General features: G+C 69.8%; 18 protein-coding genes. 8 read left to right on the forward strand and 10 right to left on the reverse strand.

Features of this window, described 5'->3' with window-relative positions:
- Positions 1–49 precede the first annotated feature (49 nt).
- Positions 50–1,345, reverse strand: coding sequence for an extracellular solute-binding protein (locus WA967_RS08185; RefSeq protein ID WP_424421044.1), 1,296 nt, complete (start codon positions 1,343–1,345; stop codon positions 50–52).
- A 142-nt stretch (positions 1,346–1,487) separates the two neighbouring features.
- Here WA967_RS08185 and WA967_RS08190 point away from each other — a divergent pair, with 142 nt between their 5' ends.
- From WA967_RS08190 to xylB, 3 genes are all read left to right on the forward strand, one after another.
- Positions 1,488–2,483 carry a LacI family DNA-binding transcriptional regulator gene (locus WA967_RS08190; RefSeq protein ID WP_424421047.1) on the forward strand — a complete coding sequence of 332 codons (996 nt, stop codon included), beginning with the start codon at positions 1,488–1,490 and terminating at the stop codon, positions 2,481–2,483.
- 118 nt (positions 2,484–2,601) lie between these two features.
- The gene (gene xylA / locus WA967_RS08195; protein WP_424421049.1) at positions 2,602–3,792 is read left to right on the forward strand and encodes a xylose isomerase; all 1,191 of its coding nucleotides are present in this window, start codon (positions 2,602–2,604) and stop codon (positions 3,790–3,792) included.
- 124 nt (positions 3,793–3,916) lie between these two features.
- Positions 3,917–5,206 carry a xylulokinase gene (xylB, locus tag WA967_RS08200; protein ID WP_424421051.1) on the forward strand — a complete coding sequence of 430 codons (1,290 nt, stop codon included), beginning with the start codon at positions 3,917–3,919 and terminating at the stop codon, positions 5,204–5,206.
- A gap of 134 nt (positions 5,207–5,340) precedes the next feature.
- Here xylB and araA read toward each other — a convergent pair whose 3' ends face one another.
- The 9 genes from araA to WA967_RS08245 form a co-directional block, all read right to left on the reverse strand.
- On the reverse strand, positions 5,341–6,858 hold the full coding sequence (araA, locus tag WA967_RS08205; RefSeq protein WP_424421054.1) for an L-arabinose isomerase: 1,518 nt from the start codon (positions 6,856–6,858) through the stop codon (positions 5,341–5,343).
- A gap of 11 nt (positions 6,859–6,869) precedes the next feature.
- Positions 6,870–8,441 carry a xylulokinase gene (locus WA967_RS08210; protein ID WP_424421057.1) on the reverse strand — a complete coding sequence of 524 codons (1,572 nt, stop codon included), beginning with the start codon at positions 8,439–8,441 and terminating at the stop codon, positions 6,870–6,872.
- A 131-nt stretch (positions 8,442–8,572) separates the two neighbouring features.
- Positions 8,573–9,289: an L-ribulose-5-phosphate 4-epimerase gene (locus WA967_RS08215; RefSeq protein ID WP_424421059.1), complete on the reverse strand. Its 717-nt coding sequence runs from the start codon at positions 9,287–9,289 to the stop codon at positions 8,573–8,575.
- Positions 9,290–9,494: 205 nt separating this feature from the next.
- Positions 9,495–10,508 carry a LacI family DNA-binding transcriptional regulator gene (locus WA967_RS08220; protein WP_424421062.1) on the reverse strand — a complete coding sequence of 338 codons (1,014 nt, stop codon included), beginning with the start codon at positions 10,506–10,508 and terminating at the stop codon, positions 9,495–9,497.
- Positions 10,509–10,532: 24 nt separating this feature from the next.
- Positions 10,533–11,540 carry a LacI family DNA-binding transcriptional regulator gene (locus WA967_RS08225; RefSeq protein WP_424421064.1) on the reverse strand — a complete coding sequence of 336 codons (1,008 nt, stop codon included), beginning with the start codon at positions 11,538–11,540 and terminating at the stop codon, positions 10,533–10,535.
- A gap of 81 nt (positions 11,541–11,621) precedes the next feature.
- Positions 11,622–12,638, reverse strand: coding sequence for a galactofuranose ABC transporter, permease protein YjfF (gene yjfF, locus WA967_RS08230; protein ID WP_424421067.1), 1,017 nt, complete (start codon positions 12,636–12,638; stop codon positions 11,622–11,624).
- The gene (locus tag WA967_RS08235) at positions 12,635–13,681 is read right to left on the reverse strand and encodes an ABC transporter permease (protein ID WP_424421070.1); all 1,047 of its coding nucleotides are present in this window, start codon (positions 13,679–13,681) and stop codon (positions 12,635–12,637) included. The genes yjfF and WA967_RS08235 overlap by 4 nt, the downstream gene beginning before the upstream one ends.
- Positions 13,678–15,285: a sugar ABC transporter ATP-binding protein gene (locus WA967_RS08240; RefSeq protein WP_424421072.1), complete on the reverse strand. Its 1,608-nt coding sequence runs from the start codon at positions 15,283–15,285 to the stop codon at positions 13,678–13,680. Before WA967_RS08240 ends, WA967_RS08235 begins: the two co-directional genes overlap by 4 nt.
- 55 nt (positions 15,286–15,340) lie before the next feature.
- On the reverse strand, positions 15,341–16,330 hold the full coding sequence (locus tag WA967_RS08245; RefSeq protein ID WP_424421075.1) for a substrate-binding domain-containing protein: 990 nt from the start codon (positions 16,328–16,330) through the stop codon (positions 15,341–15,343).
- A 177-nt stretch (positions 16,331–16,507) separates the two neighbouring features.
- Here WA967_RS08245 and WA967_RS08250 point away from each other — a divergent pair, with 177 nt between their 5' ends.
- The 5 genes from WA967_RS08250 (at position 16,508) to WA967_RS08270 (ending at position 22,387) form a co-directional block, all read left to right on the forward strand.
- On the forward strand, positions 16,508–17,554 hold the full coding sequence (locus WA967_RS08250; RefSeq protein WP_424421078.1) for a LacI family DNA-binding transcriptional regulator: 1,047 nt from the start codon (positions 16,508–16,510) through the stop codon (positions 17,552–17,554).
- Between the two features lie 87 nt (positions 17,555–17,641).
- On the forward strand, positions 17,642–18,976 hold the full coding sequence (locus tag WA967_RS08255) for an extracellular solute-binding protein (protein WP_424421080.1): 1,335 nt from the start codon (positions 17,642–17,644) through the stop codon (positions 18,974–18,976).
- Positions 18,976–19,917: a carbohydrate ABC transporter permease gene (locus WA967_RS08260; protein ID WP_424421082.1), complete on the forward strand. Its 942-nt coding sequence runs from the start codon at positions 18,976–18,978 to the stop codon at positions 19,915–19,917. Before WA967_RS08255 ends, WA967_RS08260 begins: the two co-directional genes overlap by 1 nt.
- The gene (locus WA967_RS08265; protein WP_424421084.1) at positions 19,917–20,831 is read left to right on the forward strand and encodes a carbohydrate ABC transporter permease; all 915 of its coding nucleotides are present in this window, start codon (positions 19,917–19,919) and stop codon (positions 20,829–20,831) included. Before WA967_RS08260 ends, WA967_RS08265 begins: the two co-directional genes overlap by 1 nt.
- A 32-nt stretch (positions 20,832–20,863) precedes the next feature.
- A complete protein-coding gene (locus tag WA967_RS08270; RefSeq protein ID WP_424421087.1) occupies positions 20,864–22,387 on the forward strand; it encodes an alpha-N-arabinofuranosidase in 1,524 nt (507 codons plus the stop codon).
- The last annotated feature ends 4 nt before the right edge of the window (positions 22,388–22,391 follow it).

Here is a 22,391-nt window from a genome sequence, read left to right on the forward strand (position 1 = left end):
AGGCACCGCCGGGGTGCGCCGGAGTGCCTGAGTGTTGTGCATGCTGCTGTCAGCCTCTCGCCTCGGCCTTGGTGACCGTGTCGACGAGCTTCTGCGGGCTGCCCTGGCCGGCGAGCATCTCGACGACGCTGGTGTTCAGGGCGTTGCCGACGTTCTGCCCGAGAGCGGTGTCCAGCCACAGGGCCACGTACGGCGCCTTGGAGTACGCCTCCATCAGGGGCTTCAGCGACGGGTCGGTGACCGCACCGGTGGCATCCTGGTTGGCCGGGATGGTCTGGAACGCCACCGCGTACTTCTCCTGCCACTCCTTGGACGAGACGAAGTTGAGGAACTTCTCGCAGGCGGCCGGGGAATCGGCCGAGCAGGAGTAGCCGTCCACGCCGCCCATCATGGCGCCGGTGCCGCCGTCACCGCCGGAGACCTCGGGGAACGGGAACCAGCCCAGATCGGGCAGCGGCTTCTCGTCGGGCGTCAGGCTCGCGATCACGCCGACGTCCCATGCGCCCATCAGCTCCATGGCGGCCTTGTGGTTCGCCACGAGACCGGCCGAGGAGTTCGCGCCCTCCTGCGGCGACGTGGTCAGGAAGCCCTTGTTGAACGGCTGCGTCCCGGCGAAGTCCTGCAGGTTCTTCGCCGCGGTCAGCCAGCACGGGTCGCTGAAGTCGGCCTTGACGGCCAGGTTCTGGATGAGATCCTGTCCGCAGGCGCGCAAGGCGAAGAAGTAGTACCAGTGCGCTGCGGGCCAGGCCGCCTTGGCGCCGAGGGCGATCGGCTCGATGCCGGCGCCCTTCAGCTTGCCGACGGCTGCCTCGAGCTCATCCATCGTCGTGGGCTCCGAGGTGATGCCGGCCTGCGTGAACAGGTCCTTGCTGTAGAAGAAGCCACCGGGGAGCACGGCGCTGGGCATGCCATAGATCTTGCCGTCGACCGTGAAGGCGCTAAACGGCGCGTCACCGAAGGCCTTCTTCACGTCCGGATCGACGAGCTTCGTGAGGTCCTTGACCTTGCCGGCTTTGACGATGTCGGCCAGCTTGCCGCCGCCGCGGGCCATGAAGATGTCGGGCATGTCGCCGGAGTTGACTGCGGTCTGCAGCTTGCCGTCCATGTCCTCGTTCTGAATGGAGGTGACCTTGATGGTCACGTCGGGGTTCTCCTTGGTGAAGGCCGCCGCCGCATCATTCCAGTACTGCTTGCCGGGGCCCGTGGTGGAGTTGTGCCACATCGTGAGCGTGGTCTTGCCGCTGTCGCTGGGGCCGTCGGAGCTGCTCGAGCAGCCCGCGAGTCCGAGCATCCCCAGCGTCGCCACGGCCGCCACAGTGGCGACCCATGCCTTGCCGATCTTCATGCCGTGTCTCCTCTTCGAGTTGTCACCGGTTCCGGCCACATTTGTTGCCGACTACACCGAATGTGCTCCGGCCACTCTGACACGGGAATGCGGTCCGTGTCAATCGTTATCGATAACGTTTTCCATCATTAGGGTGGAAGTCATGAACCGCCGCCCGACCATCAACGATGTCGCCCACGCCGCCGGAGTCTCCGTCGCCACGGTGTCCAAGGCCGTCAACGGCCGCGACGGCGTCGCCCCGGCCACGCTCGCGCACGTGATGAGCGTGGTCGATGAACTGGGCTACGCGAGCTCACTGGTGGCGACGTCGATGCGGCGGCGGCGCACCAATGTGATCGGCGTGCTGGTCGCGGAGTTCGAACCGTTCGCCCTGCAGCTGCTGCGCGGCGTCTCCACCGAGCTGCAGGGAACCCGGTTCGACGTGATGGCGTACGCCGGCAGCGTGTCGGCCGGCGAGCACCGCGGCTGGGAGCGCCGCTCGCTGTCCCGTCTGGCCGGAACGCTCATCGACGGCGCCATCGTGGTCACCCCCACCTCCACACCCGAGGCAGCGGTGCCGATCGTGGCCATCGACCCGCACGAGGGTCCGGACGGACCCGCCACCGTGAGCGTCATCAACGTCGACGGGGCCAGAGCCGCCACCGAGCACCTCATCTCGCTGGGGCACCGCCGCATCGGACACCTTCGCGGTCGCACCGACCTCATCTCCGCCCAGCAGCGTGAGCAGGGCTACCGCGAGGCACTGGATGCCGCCGGCATCCCCTTCGATCCCGCACTCATCGCCGACGGCGGATACCGCGCGGCTGATTCCACCGCCGGAGCGCACGCCCTGCTGGAGCGCGCGGACCGACCCACCGCGATCTTCGCCGCCAACGACCTGTCCGCCATCGAGCTGCTGCGGGTGGCCGCCGAGCGCGGACTGCGCGTGCCCGAGGACCTGTCCGTGATCGGCTTCGACGACATCTCCGAGGCCGCGGCGCACGTGCCCCAGCTGAGCACCGTGCGTCAGCCGTTGGCCGAGATGGGTGCCGCTGCGGTGCGGCTGCTGCTGCGAATGCTGGACGGCGGCGAGCGCGAGGACGTGCGGATGCCGGCGGAGCTGGTCGTGCGCGAGACGACGGCGCCGCCGAGACGCTGAGGCACCGGAACATCGGGGACTCCGGCATCGCCGAGACTCTGCCCCGTTGCATCCGCTCTCCCGACTTGATATGTTCTGCACTACAACATTTCATCGACGTCGCTGAAGGCGGATCATCATGTCACTCACCCCCACCAAGGCCGACAGGTTCTCGTTCGGCCTGTGGACCATCGGCTACAACGGCACCGACCCCTTCGGCGGTCCCACCAGGCCCCAGCTCGACGTCGTGCACGCCGTCGAGAAGCTCGCCGAGCTCGGCGCGTACGGACTCACCTTCCACGACGACGACCTGTTCGCGTTCGGATCGACGGATGCCGAGCGGCAGAAGCAGATCGACCGCCTCAAGGGCGCCCTGGCCGACACCGGCCTGATCGTGCCGATGGTCACCACCAATCTGTTCAGCGCGCCCGTCTTCAAGGACGGCGGCTTCACCTCCAACGACCGCCAGGTGCGTCGCTTCGCTCTGCGCAAGGTGCTGCGCCAGCTGGATCTGGGCGCCGAGCTGGGAGCTGCGACGTTCGTGATGTGGGGTGGCCGCGAGGGCGCCGAGTACGACTCCGCCAAGGACGTCCGCGCGGCGCTGGAGCGCTACCGCGAGGCCGTCAACCTGCTCGGCGACTACGTGACCGACAAGGGCTACGACATCCGGTTCGCCATCGAGCCCAAGCCCAACGAGCCCCGCGGCGACATCCTGCTGCCGACGCTCGGACACGCCCTCGCGTTCATCGAGTCCCTGGAGCGGCCCGAGCTGGTGGGCCTGAACCCCGAGGTCGGGCACGAGCAGATGGCGGGCCTGAACTTCGCCGCCGGCATCGCGCAGGCGCTGTACCACGGCAAGCTGTTCCACATCGACCTGAACGGCCAGCGCGGCATCAAGTACGACCAGGACCTGGTGTTCGGCCACGGCGACCTGCACAACGCGTTCGCCCTGGTGGACCTGCTGGAGAACGGCGGCCCCGGCGGAGTGCCGGCCTACGACGGCCCGCGCCACTTCGACTACAAGCCCAGCCGCACCGAGGACGAGTCGGGCGTGTGGGACTCCGCCGCCGCCAACATGCGGATGTACCTGCTGCTGAAGGAGCGCGCGGAGGCCTTCCGCGCCGACCCCGAGGTGCAGGAGGCGCTGGCCGCCGCGAAGGTCGCCGAGCTCTCGCAGCCGACGCTGAACGAGGGCGAGTCGTACGACGACCTGCTCGCCGACCGCAGCGCGTTCGAGGACTTCGACGCCTCGGCGTACTTCGGCGCCCGCGGCTTCGGCTTCGTGCGGCTGCAGCAGCTGGCATCCGAGCACCTGATGGGCGCCCGCTGAGCCCCACCCCTCTTCGCCGAGACCCCGGCTTGGCGCCGAGACCCCGCCCTGCGGGCGACCGCAAGGCGGGGTCTCGGTTGCATCCCGGGGTCTCGGCGACAGATCGAGCAGAGAGAATGACGCTATGGCACTGGTGATGGGGGTCGACTCGTCGACGCAGTCGTGCAAGGTCGTGATCGTGGATGCCTCGTCGGGCACAGTGGTGCGCACTGGGCGCGCGCCGCACCCGGACGGCACGTCCGTCGACCCCGAGGCGTGGTGGGATGCCCTGCAGCAGGCCATCGCGGATGCCGGCGGCATGGCGGACGTGCAGGCGTGGGCCATCGGCGGCCAGCAGCACGGCATGGTCGCGCTCGATGCATCCGGTGCTGTCATCCGCGACGCGCTCCTGTGGAACGACACCCGCTCGGCGGGGGCCGCCGTCGACCTGGTGGCCGAGTTCGGGGCATCCGTTCTGGCGGAGCGCACCGGGCTGGTGCCGGTGGCGTCGTTCACCATCACCAAGCTGCGCTGGCTGCGGGATGCCGAGCCCGAGAACGCGGAGCGGGTCGCGGCCGTCGCTCTCCCGCACGACTGGCTGACCTGGCGGCTGCGCGGGTTCGGTCCATCTGATCCTCGGCTGGACGAGCTGGTCACCGACCGATCGGATGCCAGTGGCACCGGCTACTGGAATCCCGCGACCGGCGGATACGACCGCGAGCTGCTGATCGCCGCGCTCGGGCACGACGCGGTGCTGCCGCGCGTGCTGGGGCCTGACGAGTGGGTCACGGATGCCGATCGCAGGCGCGTCGGGCCGGGCGCGGGCGACAACGCCGGAGCTGCACTCGGCGTCGGGGCTCTTCCTGGCGATGTGGTCGTGTCGATCGGCACGAGCGGCACGGTCTTCGCCGTCAGCGAGAAGCCCGTGCACGACGAGACCGGCACGATCGCGGGCTTCGCGGATGCCGACGGACGCTTCCTCCCGCTGGTCGCCACGCTCAACGCCGCCCGGGTGCTGGACGCCATCGCGCGCCTGCTGGGCGTGGACCATGACGAACTCTCCCGGCTGGCGCTGTCGGCTCCGGCAGGTGCCGGCGGCCTGCACCTGCAGCCCTACTTCGAGGGCGAGCGCACCCCGAACCTCCCCGATGCCACGGCCACCCTTTCGGGCATGACACTGGCCTCGACCACCCGCGAGAACCTCGCGCGTGCGGCCGTCGAGGGCATGCTGTCCGGTCTCGGCGCGGGACTCGATGCGCTGCGCGAGCGGGGCGTCCGACTCGACCGGGCCCTGCTGATCGGCGGCGGCGCGCAGTCGCAGGCCGTGCGCGAGATCGCCCCCGCCGTGCTGGGCATCCCCGTCGAGGTGCCGGAGCCGGCGGAGTACGTGGCACTCGGCGCGGCGCGGCAGGCGGCGCGGGTGCTCGGCGCCTGAGGCGGCAGGCTGTCATCGCGGCCCGTCTGCCGGCATCCGCTCGGAACAGGACGACAGCCCGGCAACAGGAGGATTCCCGACGAATCACCCTGTTGCGAGGTCGGTCTCCTGTTTTCGGCGTCGCCGACCGCCGCTCAGAAACCCTGCGCGAGCCGGTAGTACGCCTGGTTCCAGCGCACCTGCTTCTGGAACTCGGACAGGGTGGTCGCCTCGTCGATGACCAGCAGCTCGATACCAGCCATCTCGGCGAAGTCGCGGAACGCCTCGATCCCCACGGCCGTCGACATCACGGTGTGGTGCGCGGCGCCGGCGGTCAGCCAGGCCGCGGCGCTGGTGGTGAAGTCCGGTGCGGGCTTCCAGACCGCGCGACCCACGGGGAGCTTGGGCAGCGCGGCGCGCGGCTCGACGTTCTCGACCACGTTGGCGGTCAGGCGGAATCGGTCACGCATGTCGCTGAGCGCAACCACGACGGCGGGGCCCGGGTCGGCGGTGAACACCAGGCGCACCGGGTCGTCCTTGCCGCCGATGCCCAGCGGGTGCACTTCGAGCGTGGGCCGAGCGGTGGTCAGCGAGGGCGAGACCTCCAGCATGTGCGCCCCGAGGATCAGCTCGTCACCGGGCGTCATGTCGTAGGTGTAGTCCTCCATCAGGCTCGCCCCGCCCGGCAGCCCGGAACCCATGACGTTGGCGACCCGTACGAGGATCGCGGTCTTCCAGTCGCCCTCGGCGCCGAAGCCGTAGCCCTCGGCCATCAGCCGCTGCACGGCGAGCCCCGGCAGCTGCTTCAGCGCGCCGAGGTCCTCGAACGAGGTGGTGAAGGCGCCGAAGCCGCCCTCCTCCAGGAACGAGCGCAGCCCGATCTCGATGGCGGCGCCGTCGCGCAGCGACTGGTGCCGGTCTCCCCCGCGACGCAGCTCGGGGGCGACCTCGTACAGCTCCTCGTACTCCGCCACCAGCGCGTCGATGTCCGACGATGAGGCCACGGCCACGGCATCCGCCAGTTCGTTCACGCCCCAGGTGTTCACCTGCACGCCCAGCCGCAGCTCGGCCTCGGTCTTGTCGCCCTCGGTGACGGCGACGAAGCGCATGTTGTCGCCGAAGCGTGCGAGTTTCAACGAGCGCGATGCCGCGAGCCCCGCCGCTGCGCGCTGCCAGGTGCCCAGCTCCGCCCGCACGCGCGGGTCGGAGGCGTGCCCGACGATGGTCTTGCGCGGCACACCCAGCCGGGTCTGGATGTACCCGAACTCGCGGTCGCCGTGCGCGGCCTGGTTGAGGTTCATGAAGTCGAAGTCGATGTCGGCCCAGGGCAGCTCGACGTTGGCCTGCGTGTGCAGGTGCGCGAGAGGCTTCTGCAGCGCGTCCAGGCCGGAGATCCACATCTTCGCCGGGCTGAAGGTGTGCATCCAGGCGACGACACCGATCACGCGCTCGTCGGCGTTCGCCTCGAGCATGACCTTCTTGATGGCGGCGGAGTCGGTCAGCACGGGCTTCCAGACGATGCGCACCGGCACCTCGTCCGCGCCGTCGAGGGCGTCGGCGATGGCACGGGACTGCTCGGCGACCTGCGCGAGCGTCTCGGGCCCGTACAGGTGCTGGCTGCCGGTGAGGAACCAGACCTGGTAGCCGTCGAGGGCGGTGGTGAGCTTGGGCATGGATGCAGTCCTTAGAGGGAGTCGATGGCGGCGGCCTCGATGGCCAGACCCGCGCGGTAGCGGTCGAGGTAGGTGGTGAAGCCGATGACGTCTGTCGGGTCGGGGTCGACGACGGAGACGGAGGCCGTGGCGAACACGCGCTGGTCGAGATAGGCGTCCAGGCTGAGCTCGCCCGCCGCCGAGAGGTAGGACGCGAGCACCGCGATGCCCCATGCCCCGCCCTCGGATGCCGTCTCGCCGACCGCCACGGGGGCGTTCAGCGCCCCGGCCAGGAAGCGCTGTGCGACCCCGGCCGTGCGGAACATTCCGCCGTGGGCATACATCCGATCCAGCGCGGCGCCCTCGTCCGCCAGCACCTGCATGCCGAGGGCCAGCGTGCCGAAGACGCCGTACAGCTGCGCGCGCATGGCGTTGGCCAGCGTGAAGCGGCTGTCGGGCGTGCGCACGAACAGCGGGCGCCCCTCGTCCAGGCCCGCGATGGGCTCGCCGGCCAGATGGTTGTAGGCGATCAGCCCACCGGCATCCGCCTCTCCCTCCAGTGCCTCGCGGAACAGCGTCTCGAAGACGTCATCCGCAGAACCGCGGATGCCGGACGCCTCGGCGAACCGGGTGAACATCCCCACCCAGGCCGCCAGCTCGCTGGCGCCGTTGTTGCAGTGCACCATGGCCACGGCATCGCCGGCCGGAGTGGTGACCAGGTCGAGCTCGTGATGCACTTCGGCCAGGGGGCGCTCGAGCACGACCATCGCGAAGATGCTGGTGCCTGCGCTGACGTTGCCGGTGCGCGGGGCGACCGCGTTGGTCGCGACCATGCCTGTTCCGGCATCTCCCTCGGGCGGGCACAGCGGGATGCCGGGCTTCAGCGCACCGGACGGATCCAGCAGCCGGGCGCCCGCTGCGGTCAGGGATCCGGCATCCGCTCCCGCCACCAGCACCTCGGGCAGCAGCGCACGCAGGTCGCCGCCGGTGTGCGCGTCGTAGCGGGCGATGAGCCGCTGGTCGTAGTCACGGGCGGCGGAGTCGATGGGGAACATGCCCGAGGCGTCGCCGATGCCCAGCACCCGCCGGCCGGTGAGCTGCCAGTGCACATAGCCCGCCAGCGTGGTGAGGAAGCGCACGTCGGCGGCGTGCGGCTCAGCATCCCGCTGGGCCTGCCGCAGGTGCGCGACCGACCAGCGCAGCGGGATGTTCACGCCCAGCAGGTCGGTGAGCTCGGCAGCGGCCGGCCCCGTGTTGGTGTTGCGCCAGGTGCGGAACGGCGCCAGCAGCTCGCCTGCGCCGTCGAAGGCCAGGTAGCCGTGCATCATGGCGGAGACGCCGATGGCGCCGAAGGTGTCGGGGCGTACGCCGTATCGGTCATCCGCGTCGGCGACGAGGTCGGCGAACGCCGCCTGCAGGCCCGTCCACACGTCGTCGAGCGAGTAGGTCCACAGCCCGTCCTGCAGCCGGTTCTCCCACGAGAACGAGCCGGTGGCCAGCACGACGGAGGGCGTCGCGCCGATCAGGCACGCCTTGATGCGTGTGGAGCCCAGCTCGATGCCGAGGCTCGTCCGGCCGGCGAGGATGTCCTGCCTGGGTGACACCCCGGCCGCCGAACCCGCCTGGGCCGCCGAACCCGCCTGGGCCGCTGAACCCGCCTGGGCCGCTGAGCCCCCCTGCGTCGCCGAGCCTCCCTGGGCCGCTGAGCCCGTCGAAGCGTCGTCCCGTGGAGTGCTCATCGCCGAGTGTCCGAGTTCTGGCCGTACACGTTCTGGTACCGGTCGTACAGGCTGTCGATGGCCTCCTGGGGGATCGGCACCAGGGGCCCCGCCTCGCGGGCGAGATGCACGGAGCGCGCGACATCCTCGACCATGACGGCGGCCTTCACGGCATCCTTCGCATCGGCTCCGATCGTGAACGGACCGTGATTGGCCATGAGCACCGCGCGCGAGCGGTGGCCGCGCAGCGTCTCGACGATGCCGCGGCCGATGGAGTCGTCGCCGATGATGGCGAACGGCCCGACCGGCACCGGTCCGCCGAACTCGTCGGCCATCGCGGTGATCACGCAGGGGATCTCCTCGCGGCGCGCGGCCCAGGCCACGGCGTAGGTGGAGTGGGTGTGCACGACGCCGCCCACCTCGGGCATGTGCCGGTACACGTAGGCGTGCGCCGCGGTGTCGCTGGAGGGCGAGCGGTCGCTGCCGGGCGTACCCGGGATGACACTGCCGTCCAGGTCGCACAGGATCATGTTCGAGGGGGCGAGGTCGTCGTACGAGACGCCCGAGGGCTTGATGACGAACAGGTCCGCGCCGGGCACGCGACCCGAGACGTTGCCGCCGGTCCAGACCACCAGGCCGTTGCGGACGAGTTCGCCGTGCAGACGCGCGACATCGCGGCGCACAGCCTGGATGGATGCTTCGACCTCGGGGCTGAAGGGGGCTTCCTTGCTCACGGCACCTCACTGACTCGACGTGCTCACCGGTCAGTGTGACCGGTCACATGCTTCAGCATGACACGCCCTCACCGCCCCGTCAACACCCGGTCTCCCTCGTCGAGAGCACGACACCTCGGCGAGTGCACGGGAACTTCGCGCCGACAAGCCGCGCGATCGGCGAGGTCCCGTGCCCCCGGCGGAAGAGGAGGGGAGGGAAGGGCGCTCAGCGACGGGGCGGGGCGACGGAGTCGCGCCGCATCAGCGCGGGGGCGACGGGGAGCAGAGCGGATGCCGCAGCATCCGGCCCCGCGACCAGCGCGGCGACCGCGCGCCTGGCGAGCTCGGTGAAGTCCTGCCGGATCGTGGTCAGCCGCGGCCAGTAGAACGCGGCGTCGGGGATGTCGTCGAAGCCGACCACGCTGACATCGCCCGGCACTGCCAGACCCGCCTCGTGCAGGCCGCCCAGCAGCCCCAGCGCCATCTGGTCGTTGGCGCTGAACACGGCGGTCACGCCGGACTCGATCACGGCAGCGGTCGCGGCGTAGCCGGACGCCGCCGACCAGTCCCCCGCGATGACCGGCCCTGCAGGCAGGCCGCGGGCGGCCGTCTCGGCGGCGAACCCCTCGGCACGAGCCTCGGCCTCCAGCCAGTCCGCGGGCCCCGCGAGATGCGCGATGCGGGTGTGGCCGGCATCCGCCAGCGCCGCCGTGGCAAGACGGGCGCCGGCGGCCTGGTCGACCGACAGCCCGCGGGTGCCGCGGCCCGAGGAGTGCAGTGTGACGATGGGCACGTCGATGCGCAGGGCATCCAGCGCATCCAGGGTGCGGGCGTGCGGCGCGACCACGACGACGCCCTCCACGCCCTGCGAGATCAGGTGGTCGACCGCCGCGACCACGGCATCCGCGTCGCCCGCCTCGGCGAACGCGGCGCTGACCCAGTACCCGGCCGCGCGGGCCGACGCCTCGATGGCGGCGATGCTGCGCGACGGGCCGTACTGCTCGGCGTTCGAGGCCAGCACGCCCAGCGTGCGCGAGCGGCGGGTGCCCAGCGCGCGGGCCGCGTTGTTCACGCGGTAGCCGAGCTCGGCCATCGCCGCCATGACGCGCTCGCGAGTGGCCTCCGCCACCTCGGGATTGTCATTGAGCACGCGCGACACGGTCTGCCTGGACACCCCGGCGAGTGCGGCGACATCGCGCACGCCCACGGCGCGCACTCGCGTCCGGTTCGGCTGATCCACGAGCCCGAGTGTACGGCGAGCGCCTCAGGCGCTTCGCGTGCTGCTGCGCACCACCAGTTGCGGGACGCGGTGCTCGAGAACCGGCGAGGACTCGTCGTCCTTGATGACCTCGAGGGCTGCGCGGATCGCGTCCTGCCCGAGTGCCGTGAAGTCCTGCCGCACGGTGGTCAGCGGCGGTGAGAAGTGCGCGGCCTCCGGCAGGTCGTCGAAGCCCACCAGGCTCACGTCGCGCGGCACGCTCAGGCCCGCCTCGGCCGCTGCGTGCAGGAATCCCAGCGCCATCTGGTCGTTGCCGGCGAACACCGCATCCGGCACGCCGTCGGCCAGCATCCGCTCGGCGGCGCGGTGACCGGACTCGCTCGACCAGTCCCCGCGCAGCGGCTCCGCGGCGGCCAGGCCCGCGGCGTGGAGGGCGTCCTGCCACCCGCGGCGGCGCTCGGCGGCATCCATCGACGCGGCGGGGCCTGCGATGTGGCGGATGTCGATGTGCCCCAGGCCGATGAGGTAGGCGGTGGCCTGGCGTGCGCCCTCGTACTGGTCCAGCCCGACCCGCACGCCCGCCCGCGGCTCCGAGGCCACGGCGACCAGCGGGACGCCCAGCTCCACGCCGTTCAGCGCATCCGCCGCCTCGCGCTCCGCGGCGACCAGCACGATGGCCTCCACGCTCTGGCGGATCAGCATCTCCGCCGCGGAGCGCAGGGTCTGCTCGTCCACGCCGACCGGGTTCACGCCGATCACGGCGTAGCCCGCGGCCCGCGCCGAGCGGTTGACGCTGAGCACGATGCTGGACGGGCCGAAGTCCGGCAGCCCGGTCGCGATGAGGCCGATGGTGCGCGACCTGCGCGTCACCAGGGCGCGCGCAGCCTGCGAGGGCACGTAGTTCAGCTGCCGGATGGCCTGCTGCACGCGCTCGCGGGTTGCCGCCCGCACGTTGGGCAGCTCGTTGAGCACTCGCGACACCGTCTGGTGCGAGACGCCGGCGAGCCGCGCGACGTCGAAGATCGTCGGCGCGCGGTTCTGATCGTCCGCCATGCTCACCTGCTCGTCCTGGCTCCGGGAGCCGCGGTACGCGTCCCACCTGACATTATCCGGCTGAACAGCCCTTCGCCGATGTCAGCGCCACCGGGTGGAGAGCATCCGCTGCAGGCCGATGAAGACCAGCAGCAGCGCGCCGATGAAGATCTTCGTCCACCACGACGACAGCGTGCCCTCGAACGTGATGATGGTCTGGATGATCCCCAGCACCAGCACGCCCAGCACCGAACCGAGCACGTAGCCGTAGCCGCCAGTCAGCAGCGTGCCGCCGATCACCACCGCGGCGATGGCGTCCAGCTCGGTGCCGATGGCGGTGAGCGGGTACCCCGAGAGCGTGTAGAACGAGAACAGGATGCCCGCGATGCCCGAGCACAGGCCCGCGATCACGTACACCAGCACCTTCGTGCGCGCCACGGCCAGGCCCATCAGCAGAGCGCTGTGCTCGCTGCCGCCGAGTGCGTAGACCGTGCGGCCGAAGCGCGTGCACTGCAGCACCCACACGGCGACCGCCACCACGATGACCGCGATGACCACGCTCCAGGTGATCGACAGGCCGCCGCCCAACGGGATCCTCGTCACGGCCAGGGCGATGAACGTGGGGTCGGTGATGGAGATCGAGCTCTGGCTGATGATGTAGCAGAGGCCGCGGGCCAGGAACATCGCCGCCAGCGTGGCGATGAACGGCTGCACGTCGAAGTAGTGCACCATCACCCCGACCAGCAGCCCGAGGAAGCTCGTGGCCACGATGATGATGGGGATCACGACGCCCGCGCTCCAGCCGCTCTGCAGCATGCTGGCCGTCATCATGGTCGCCAGGGCGACGACCGCGCCGACCGAGAGGTCGATGCCGCCGGTGAGGATCACGAACGTCATCCCCACCGCCAGCACGATCAGGTAGGCGTTGTCGATGAGCAGGTTCAGCAGCACCTGGCCGCTGAAGAAGCCCCGGTAGCGCACCCCGCCCGCGAGGTAGATCGCGAGGAACAGCAGCGCCGTGATCAGCACGGGACCGTACTTGGGGCTGGAGAGGACGTTCCGGATGCTGCGGCGCACCCGGCTCGCGACGGACTCCTGCGCGGGGATGGCGACGCTCACGCGAGCACCTCCTTCTCAATGGAGCGCGACCGCAGGCGGCGGCGCATCGTGACGAGGGCCTGGTTGGTCCTGGGCGACTGCAGCAGGCACACCACGGTGACCACGGCGGCCTTGAAGACCATGGTCGCGATGGGCGGGATGCCCACGGTGTAGACGGTCGTGACGAGGGTCTGGATGACGAGCGCGCCCACCAGCGTGCCGGTCAGCGAGTATCGGCCGCCCATCAGCGAGGTGCCGCCGATGACGACGGCCAGGATGGCGTCCAGCTCGATGAACAGCGCGGTGTTGTTGGCATCCGCCGCCATCGTGTTGGCGGTGAGGATGAGCCCGGCGACCGCCGAGCAGATGCCGACGAAGATGTACACCGCGAACAGCAGTCCCCGCGCCCGCACGCCCGCCTGGCGCGCGGCCTCGGGGTTGATGCCGACGGACTCGATGAACAGTCCCAGCGCCGTGCGGCGGGTCAGCACGGCGGCGAGAACGAACACGCCCACCGCGATGTAGACGGCGATCGGGATGCCGAACAGGAAACCGGCACCCAGCGCCTTGAACGGCGCGCTGGTGACCGTGAGGATCTGACCCTCGGTGAGCAGCATCGCCGCACCGCGGCCGGCCGTCATCAGCACGAGCGTCGCGATGATCGGCTGGATGCCGAGCACCGCCACCAGGAAGCCGTTCCACACGCCCAGCACCAGGGAGATGAGCACCGCGACGATGATCGCCAGGGCGACCACGCCGGGGCTGCCCGGGTCGTCGGATCCCAGCAGGATGCTGCACGCGACGGCGCCGGCGATCGCGGCGATCGCCCCGACCGAGAGGTCGATGCCCTGGGTGGCGATCACCAGGGTCATGCCGATCGCGATGATGGTCATCGGGGCGCCGTTGCGCAGGATGTCGATGAGGCTGCCGTACAGGTTGCCGTCCCGCACGGTGATGGACAGGAAGCCGGGGAACGCGATCACGTTGATCGCGAACAGCACCAGCAGGAGCACCACCGGCCAGAACAGCCGGCTGGTGAACACACGGGCGAGCAGCGCGTTCACTGCGCACTCCCTTCGATCGGGGTCGCTCCCGCGGGAGCGGAGCGGGACTCGTCGGATCCGGCGCCGTCGGCGATCAGCGAGAGCAGACCGTCGAGGCCGATGCCGTCGTTCTCGAGCTCCGCGACCTTCTCGCGGTCCCGCATGACGACCACGCGGTGACTCAGCCGCAGCACCTCCTCGAGCTCGGCGCTGATGTACACGACGCTCATGCCGTTCTCGGCGAGGCTGATCACGAGCTTCTGGATCTCGGCCTTCGCGCCGACGTCGATCCCGCGGGTGGGCTCGTCGAGGATGAGCAGTCGCGGCGCGACCGCGAGCCACCGGCCCAGCAGGACCTTCTGCTGGTTGCCGCCGGACAGGTTGCGCACCACGGCATCCGGGTTCGCGGGGCGGATGTGCAGGGCCTCGATGTAGCTGCGCGCGAGCTCGTCCCGGCGCTTCCTCGGGATCGGGCGGAACCAGCCGCGGTCGGCCTGCAGCGCCAGCACGATGTTGTCCCGCACGGTCAGCTCGTCGATGATCCCCTCAGCGCGGCGGTCCTCGCTGGCGAACGCGATGCGCTGCGAGAGCGCCTGCCGGGGACTGCGCAGCCGCGACACCCGGCCGGACAGCGCGATCACGCCGCTGTCGGCCCGGTCGATGCCGCCGAGGAGCCTCGCCACTTCGGTGCGCCCGGAGCCGAGCAGCCCGGCGAAGCCGACGACCTCGCCCTCGTGGATGGTGATGTCGACGGGACCGACGACGCCCTTCCGGCCGACGCCCTCCGCCCGCAGCAGCACATCCGCCTCGTCGACCCCTGCATCCGCATCCTGCACGCGCTGCTGCAGATCGTCGAGGGTGGCGATCTCCTTGCCGATCATCTGCTGCACGAGATCGATGCGCAGCAGATCGTGGGTGAGGTGCTCGCCGACCAGGCGTCCGTTGCGCAGCACGGTGAGCCGGTCTGCGATCTCGTAGACCTGGTCGAGGAAGTGCGAGACGAACAGGATGGCGATGCCCGTCTCCTTCAGGGACCGGATGATGCGGAAGAGCTCCGCGACCTCATCGGCGTCCAGGCTGGAGGTGGGTTCATCGAGGATCAGCACCCTGGCGTCGACGTGCACCGCACGGGCGATCGACACCAGCTGCTGCACGGCCAGCGAGTGCGTTCCGAGCATGGAGTCGGGGTCGATGTCGAGCCCGATGGATGCGAGCACCTCGCGGCTGCGCGCCCGCATCGCCCCCCGGTCGATGGACCCCCAGCGACGCGGCTCCCTGCCCAGCAGGATGTTCTCGGCCACCGACAGGTTCGGCAGCAGGTTCACCTCCTGGTACACCGTGCTGATGCCGGCATCCTGTGCCTGTGCGGTGCCGCGGAACGACACCCGCCGCCCGTCGAGCAGGATGGATCCGGAGTCGATCGGGTAGACGCCGGTGAGCGCCTTGATCAGGGTCGACTTGCCGGCGCCGTTCTCGCCCATCAGCGAATGGACCTCGCCGGGGAACATCCGGAACGACACGTCATCGAGCGCCTTGACGCCCGGGAACGCGATGGTGATGCCGGTCATCTCCACGACCGGGGCCGTGACCCCGGCGGGCGCCGGCGGTCGCTCGTGCTCTGTCATGTCGCCTCCTCCTCGAGGTCCGGTGCCCCGGCGCGAGCCGGGGCACCGATGCCGATCAGTACTTGCGGTCGGGGAGCGCGGTGGCCGCCTGCTCCTGCGTGAAGGTGGTCTCCTCCGTCACGATGCGCTTCTCGACGGTGCCGCCCTCGTTGAGGGTCTTGATCACGTCGATCAGCTGCTTGCCCAGCAGCGGCGAGCACTCCACGATGAAGTTGATCTTGCCATCGGCCAGGGCCTGCATGCCGTCGTGCACCGCGTCGACGGTGACGATCTTGATGTCCTTGCCCGGCTTGAGGCCGGCGGCCTCGATGGCCTCGATGGCGCCCAGCCCCATGTCGTCGTTGTGCGCGTAGACCAGGTCGATGTGCGGCTGAGACTTCAGCAGCGCCTCCATCACCTGACGCCCGCCGGCCCGGGTGAAGTCGCCGGTCTGGCTGGCCACGATGTCGAACTTCTTATCACCCTTGATGACATCGGCGAAGCCCTCGGCGCGGTCGATGGCGGGAGCTGCACCCGTGGTGCCCTCCAGCTGCACGATCTTCACCGAGTCGGCGTCGGCGAATTCGGTCTTGACCCACTCGCCGGCCTTCTTGCCCTCGGCGACGAAGTCCGAACCGAGGAAGGTCTTGTACAGCGACTCGTCCTTGGAGTCCACCGCGCGGTCGGTGAGGATGACCGGGATGCCCGCGGCCTTGGCCTCGTTGAGCACGGCGTCCCAGCCGGTCTCGACGACGGGCGAGAAGGCGATGTAGTCCACCTTCTGCTGGATGTAGGAGCGGATGGCCTTGATCTGGTTCTCCTGCTTCTGCTGCGCGTCGGAGAACTTCAGCTCGATGCCGGCCTCCTTGAAGGAGTCCTGGATGTCCTTGGTGTTGGCCGTGCGCCATCCCGACTCCGCGCCGACCTGGGCGAACCCGACGACGAGATCCTTCAGGTCCTTCGCGGCGGGCGCGTCGCCGCCGGGCGCCGCGGGGGCCGACGAGCAGCCGGCCAGGCCGATGATGAGCGCGCCGACGGCTGCCAGCGCGATGAGCTTCTTCTTCACTGTGTGAACCTCCTTGTTCCTGCCGGACAGCGTGCGTTCCGGGGCGGGCCGCCATGGCCTCCGCGAGAAATGTTAGCGCTCACTGTTAGCGCTCACAATAGCGATTTCCGCCCCTCTGCAACGAGTCGGTAACGAACCCGTCGGGCGCACGCCCGCACCCGGACTAGGCTGGCCCGCATGAGCGCGTCGCCACCCCGTCGAGCGACGATGAAAGACGTCGCGGCTCTCGCCGGCGTCTCGCCGAAGACCGTGTCGAACGTCGTGACCGGCGCCTTCGCGGTCAACGAGGCCACCCGCACCCGCGTCGAGCAGGCCATGTCGCAGCTGGACTTCGTGCCCAACCTCAGCGCGCGGCGGATGCGCACCGGCCGCTCGGGCACCATCGCGGTGGCGCTGCCCGACCTCGCCACCGCGTACTCCGCCGAGCTCGTGCACAGCCTCGTGACCGCCGCCCACCAGCGGGGCCTGGCCGTGCAGTTCGAGGAGACCGCCCTGAGCCCCGAGCGTGAGAACGAGCTGCTGGCCCGCGCCCGCACCAGACTGGTCGACGGCCTGATCCTCAACCCGGTGCGGTTGGAGGACAGCGTGCTGCGCGACACCGCCGACCTGCCCCCGATCGTGGTGATCGGCGAGGTGGAGCAGAACCGCGCCGACCATGTGCTGATCGACAGCAGGACGGCGGCCGCCGAGGTCGCCCGGCATGTGCTGGGCCAGGGCGCGCGGCGCATCGCCGTGATCGGCGGGCACAGCGATCACGAGCTCGCGACGGCTACCAGCCGGCTGCGGCTGGAGGGCGTGCACGACGCGCTGCGGGAGGCGGGCATCGACCCCGATCCCCGGCTGGAGATCGACCGGCTGCCCTGGTCGATGGTCTCCGGCGCCGAGGCCATGACCGAGCTGCTGCAGCGCCGGCTCCCGTTCGACGCAGTGATCGCCTTCACGGACTCTCTGGCCTTCGGGGCGCTGCACACGCTGGCCGAGCACGGCATCCGCGTGCCCGACGACGTGCTGCTGACGGGATTCGACGACGTGGAGCTGTCGTCGTTCACCGCGCCAGCCCTGACCACCGTGGCCTTCGATCGCGACGCGCTGGCGGATGCCGCGCTGTCGCTGCTGACCTCGCGGATGGACGATCGCGAGGTGCCGCCGCGCGGCGTGACGCTGCCGCACCTGCTGCGCGTGCGCGCCAGCACCGCCGCCGCGCCCCGCGGCCTGCATCCGTGACGGTCTGATCTCCGGCATCCGAGAATCGACTCTTGCGCGTCGGATTACCACGATGTAATGATGGAGCCGTTCACGAAGGAGTGATTCATGACACCCCCGTTCGATCTCTCTCGCAGGCAGTTCCTCACCGCCGCATCCCTCACTGCGGGAGCGGCCCTCCTCACCGGCTGCGCCCCCGGCACGGCATCCGCTTCCACCGCGCAGACGCTGCAGTTCTGGCACCTGCTCTCCGGCGGCGACGGCGTGACCATGTCACAGCTGCTCGAACGGGTCAACAAGGCGCAGAGCGCCTACCGCATCCGCCCCACCGTGCTGGCCTGGGGCACCCCGTACTACACCAAACTCGCCATGGCCGGCGCGGGCGGGCGCGCCCCCGACGTCGCCATCATGCACGCCACGCGTGTGCCGGGTTGGGCGCCGGGCGGCCTGCTGGACAGCTGGGACCTGGACCGCCTCGCCGAACTGGGCGTGGACGAATCCACCTTCCCCGAACCGATCTGGAAGAAGGGCATCGTCGGCGGAAAGCGGTTCAGCGTCGCGCTCGACGCCCACCCGTTCGTGCTGATGTACAACACCGACATCTGCGGTGCCGCCGACCAGCTCGACTCCGACGGGCAGTTGAAGAAGACGTCCTCCCCCGACGAGTTCCTCGACCAGTTGAAGGCCGTCGGCGCGGTCGCGAAGGGCCACGCCCTCTCGTACGGCTACCTCGGCGACGGCGCGCAGATGTGGCGGCTCTTCTACGGGCTCTACGCCCAGCACGGCCTCGCCATCGAACTGCCGACCGGCGGGAGGATGGGCATCGACAAGGATGCCGCGGTCGAGACGCTGACGTTCATGAAGACCCTGCTCGACGGCAAGATCGCCGCAGCCCAGAACGACTACGGCACGGCCGTCGCGGAGTTCGCCACAGGCAAGAGCGGGATGCTGATGACCGGCGTCTGGGAGCTGCGCACCATGCAGAACGCCAAGCTCCCCTTCGACGCCACCATGATCCCGACGATCTACGGCACGCCCGCCGCGTACGCCGACTCGCACTCGTTCGTGCTGCCCCACCAGGCGCACGCCGACGAGAAGCGCCGTGCGCTGACGTACCAGTTCGTCGCCGACATGCTCAAGGGATCGTTCGGCTGGGCCGAGGCCGGGCACATTCCGGCGTACCTGCCCGTGACCACCTCACCCGAGTACGCCGACCTCCTGCCGCAGGCGCACTACGCCGAGGCCGCCGACCACGTGGTCTACGACCCCGAGGCCTGGTTCACCGGCTCCGGCTCCAACTTCCAAGGCGAGTTCGGCGCTGCCGTGCAGAACGTGCTCCTGCGCGGCGACGATCCCGGCGCCGCCGTCGACAGGTTCGAAAGACGCGTGAACACCCTGCTCACGCAGCCCAATCCCGCTGACCCCGAAGGGAAGTGGAAGTGATGACGACGACAGCCAGCACCCGCGCGGTCGTCACCGGCCGCAACAGCTCGGCGCCGTTCCGCACCGCGGGACCCCAGAAGCGCGAGCAGCTCGTCAGCTGGGCGTTCCTCGCCCCGTTCCTGATCGCCTTCGTGCTGTTCCTGGCCTGGCCCATCGTCCACGGCCTGTACCTGAGCTTCACCGACCAGTCGCTGACCGGCGCCGGCGGCGGCTTCGTCGGCTTCGCCAACTACGCCGAGGCGCTGGGCGACCCGGTCATGTGGCAGTCGCTGTGGAACACCGTGTGGTTCACGCTGCTGTCCACCGTGCCGCTGGTGGCGCTGGCGCTGCTCATGGCAGCACTGGTCGACCGCGGCCTTCCCGGCCAGTGGCTGTGGCGGCTGTCGTTCTTCATGCCGTACCTGCTGGCCTCCACGGTCATCTCGCAGATCTGGGTGTGGATCTTCAACCCCCAGATCGGCGCGGCCAACAACATCCTGAAGGCCATGGGGCTGGAGCCGATCGCCTGGCTGCAGAATCCCGACACCAACATGATCTCGATCGTGATCGCGACGGTCTGGTGGACAGTGGGCTTCAACTTCCTGCTGTACCTCGCCGCCATGCAGAACATCCCGTCGCAGCAGTACGAGGCGGCGTCGCTGGACGGCGCCGGCGGCTGGCGGCAGTTCTGGTCGATCACGCTCCCGCAGCTGGGACCGGCCACTGTGCTGATCCTGATCCTGCAGATCCTCGCATCCCTGAAGCTGTTCGACCAGGCGTACCAGATGCTCGGCGGCGTCGCCAGCGACACCACCCGCTCGATCGTGCAGTACATCTACGAGGCCGGCTTCGTGAACTACCGGTTCGGGTTCTCGGCCGCCATCTCCTACGTGTTCTTCGCCATCATCATCATCATCGGCGTGGCCCAGGCCGTCGTGACCCGCCGGAAGAAGGAGCTGTGATGTCCACCGCAACGCTCTCCCCCACCGAGGCCGTCACCGTCCCCGGCCGCGCCGATCGTCCCAAGCACACCCGCAAGCCCGGGCACCGGCCGTTCGGCCCGCTGCGCGTCGTGGCGTTCCTCGTGCTCGCGCTGATGGCCATCGGCTGGCTGCTGCCGTTCCTGTGGGCGGTGGCGACGGGCTTCAAGACCGAGACGGATGCCGCCTCCGGCGATCCCTCGTGGATCGGCGCATCGGGTCCGACGACCGACGCGTTCACAGCCATCCTGTCGCAGGGCAACGTGTACCTGTGGGCGTGGAACAGCCTACTGACCTCAGTGGCCATCACGGTCATCACCGTGGCCATCTCGGCACTGGCGGCCTACGCCTTCTCGCGGCTGGACTTCCGCGGCCGCCGCTGGCTGTTCGTCGCCATCATCGCCGCCATCGTGGTGCCGCCGCAGGTGCTGATCATCCCGCTGTTCTACGAGATGCTGGCGTTCGGCATGGTCGACACCTACTGGGGCCTGATCCTGCCGCAGGTCGTGGCGCCCGCGATGGTGTTCATCCTGAAGAAGTTCTTCGACGCCATACCCATCGAGCTGGAGGACGCCGCCCGCGTGGACGGCGCCAGCCGGTTCCGCATCTTCTGGTCGATCGTCCTGCCGCTGTCGCGCCCGATCCTGGCATCCGTCGCGATCTTCGTGTTCATCGGCGCGTGGAACAACTTCCTGTGGCCGTTCCTCGTGATCAACGACACCACGCTCATGACGCTGCCGGTGGGCCTGCAGACCGTGATCAGCGCCTACGGCGTGCAGTACGCCCAGGTGATGGCACAGGCCGTGCTCGCGGCACTGCCGCTGATCGCCGTGTTCATCGTGTTCCAGAAGCAGATCGTCAAGGGCGTCGCCACGAGCGGCTTCGGCGGCCAGTGACCCATCCCCATCCCCTCACCACAAGGAGACCCATGTCCCACGCCCGCATCACCATCGACCGCGACTTCACCATCGCCGACGTTCCCCGGCGCCTCTTCGGCTCCTTCGTCGAGCACATGGGGCGCTGCGTGTACACCGGCATCTTCGAGCCCGGGCATCCGCAGGCAGACGAGCGCGGCTTCCGCACCGACGTGCTGGAGCTGGTGCGGGAGATGGGGCCGACGGTCGTGCGGTACCCGGGCGGCAACTTCGTCTCGGGCTACCGGTGGGAGGACGGCGTGGGTCCGGTGGCCGACCGGCCGGTGCGCATCGACGGCGCCTGGCACACCATCGAGACCAACGCCTTCGGCCTGCACGAGTTCGTCGACTGGGCCCGCGATGCGGATGTCGAGGTGATGGAGGCCATCAACCTCGGCACGCGCGGCGTGGAGGAGGCGCGCGCCCTGGTGGAGTACGCCAACCATCCGGGTGGCACGTACTGGTCGGACCTGCGGCGTGCGAACGGCGCCTCCGACCCCTTCGACATCAGGCTGTGGTGCCTGGGTAACGAGCTGGACGGTCCGTGGCAGATCGGCCACAAGACCGCGCACGAGTACGGGCGGCTGGCGCAGGAGACGGCCAAGGCCATGAAGCTCGTCGACGACTCCATCGAACTGGTGGCTGTCGGATCGTCGAGCCGTGGGATGCCGACCTTCGGCACCTGGGAGCACACCGTGCTCACGCACGCCTACGACGAGGTGGACTACATCTCCATGCACGCGTACTACCAGGAGCACGACGGCGACGCCGAGTCGTTCCTGGCCGAGGCGGTGGAGATGGACGCCTTCATCGACGGCGTCGTGTCGACCATCGACGCGGTCAAGGCCGCGGGCAAGCACACCAAGCAGGTGGACATCTCGTTCGACGAGTGGAACGTCTGGTACCAGTCCGGCCTGGACACCGAGGACCAGCCGCACCAGGTCTCGAAGGCCTGGCGCAAGCATCCGCGTCTCATCGAGGACACCTACTCGGTGACGGATGCCGTGGTCGTCGGCACCTTCCTGAACAGCCTGCTGCGCCACGGAGACCGCGTGAAGATCGCCAATCAGGCGCAGCTGGTCAACGTGATCGCGCCGATCCGCTCCGAACAGGGCGGACCCGCCTGGCGGCAGACCAGCTTCTGGCCGTTCGAGCGCATGGCCCGGCTCGCCCGCGGCCGCATCCTGCGGCTGGCCGTGTCGGCATCGCAGGTCGCCACGAAGCGCTACGGCGATGTCGACTCCGTCGACGCCGCGGCGACCTGGGACGAGGAGACCGGGCGCGTGGTCGTGTTCGTCGCGAACCGTTCGCTGACGGAGGCGAACGACCTGACCGTCGACCTGCGCGGCTTCGGCGACCTGCGGGTGCATGCTGCGGAGACCCTGACGATCCCGGAGGGCGGCGACCGTCACACCGCCAACCTCGAGGCGACACCGGATGCCGTGCACATGGTGCCGCTGACAGGTGCCGAGGTCGTGGACGGCGCCGTGCGCGCGACGCTGCCGGCGCTGAGCTGGTCGGTGATCGAGCTGGGCTGAGGGG

Source organism: Microbacterium sp. (genome assembly GCF_049650565.1).
GTDB lineage: Bacteria > Actinomycetota > Actinomycetes > Actinomycetales > Microbacteriaceae > Microbacterium.

Excerpts from the sequence above, each read along its gene's own strand:
- WA967_RS08260 (WP_424421082.1), top strand. The coding sequence starts at position 18,976 with ATGACGACGACAGCCAGCACCCGCGCGGTCGTCACCGGCCGCAACAGC.
- WA967_RS08185 (WP_424421044.1), bottom strand. The coding sequence starts at position 1,345 with ATGAAGATCGGCAAGGCATGGGTCGCCACTGTGGCGGCCGTGGCGACG.
- WA967_RS08225 (WP_424421064.1), bottom strand. The coding sequence starts at position 11,540 with ATGGCGGACGATCAGAACCGCGCGCCGACGATCTTCGACGTCGCGCGG.
- WA967_RS08240 (WP_424421072.1), bottom strand. The coding sequence starts at position 15,285 with ATGACAGAGCACGAGCGACCGCCGGCGCCCGCCGGGGTCACGGCCCCG.
- WA967_RS08250 (WP_424421078.1), top strand. The coding sequence starts at position 16,508 with ATGAGCGCGTCGCCACCCCGTCGAGCGACGATGAAAGACGTCGCGGCT.
- WA967_RS08270 (WP_424421087.1), top strand. The coding sequence starts at position 20,864 with ATGTCCCACGCCCGCATCACCATCGACCGCGACTTCACCATCGCCGAC.
- xylB (WP_424421051.1), top strand. The coding sequence starts at position 3,917 with ATGGCACTGGTGATGGGGGTCGACTCGTCGACGCAGTCGTGCAAGGTC.
- WA967_RS08265 (WP_424421084.1), top strand. The coding sequence starts at position 19,917 with ATGTCCACCGCAACGCTCTCCCCCACCGAGGCCGTCACCGTCCCCGGC.
- WA967_RS08190 (WP_424421047.1), top strand. The coding sequence starts at position 1,488 with ATGAACCGCCGCCCGACCATCAACGATGTCGCCCACGCCGCCGGAGTC.
- xylA (WP_424421049.1), top strand. The coding sequence starts at position 2,602 with ATGTCACTCACCCCCACCAAGGCCGACAGGTTCTCGTTCGGCCTGTGG.
- araA (WP_424421054.1), bottom strand. The coding sequence starts at position 6,858 with ATGCCCAAGCTCACCACCGCCCTCGACGGCTACCAGGTCTGGTTCCTC.
- WA967_RS08255 (WP_424421080.1), top strand. The coding sequence starts at position 17,642 with ATGACACCCCCGTTCGATCTCTCTCGCAGGCAGTTCCTCACCGCCGCA.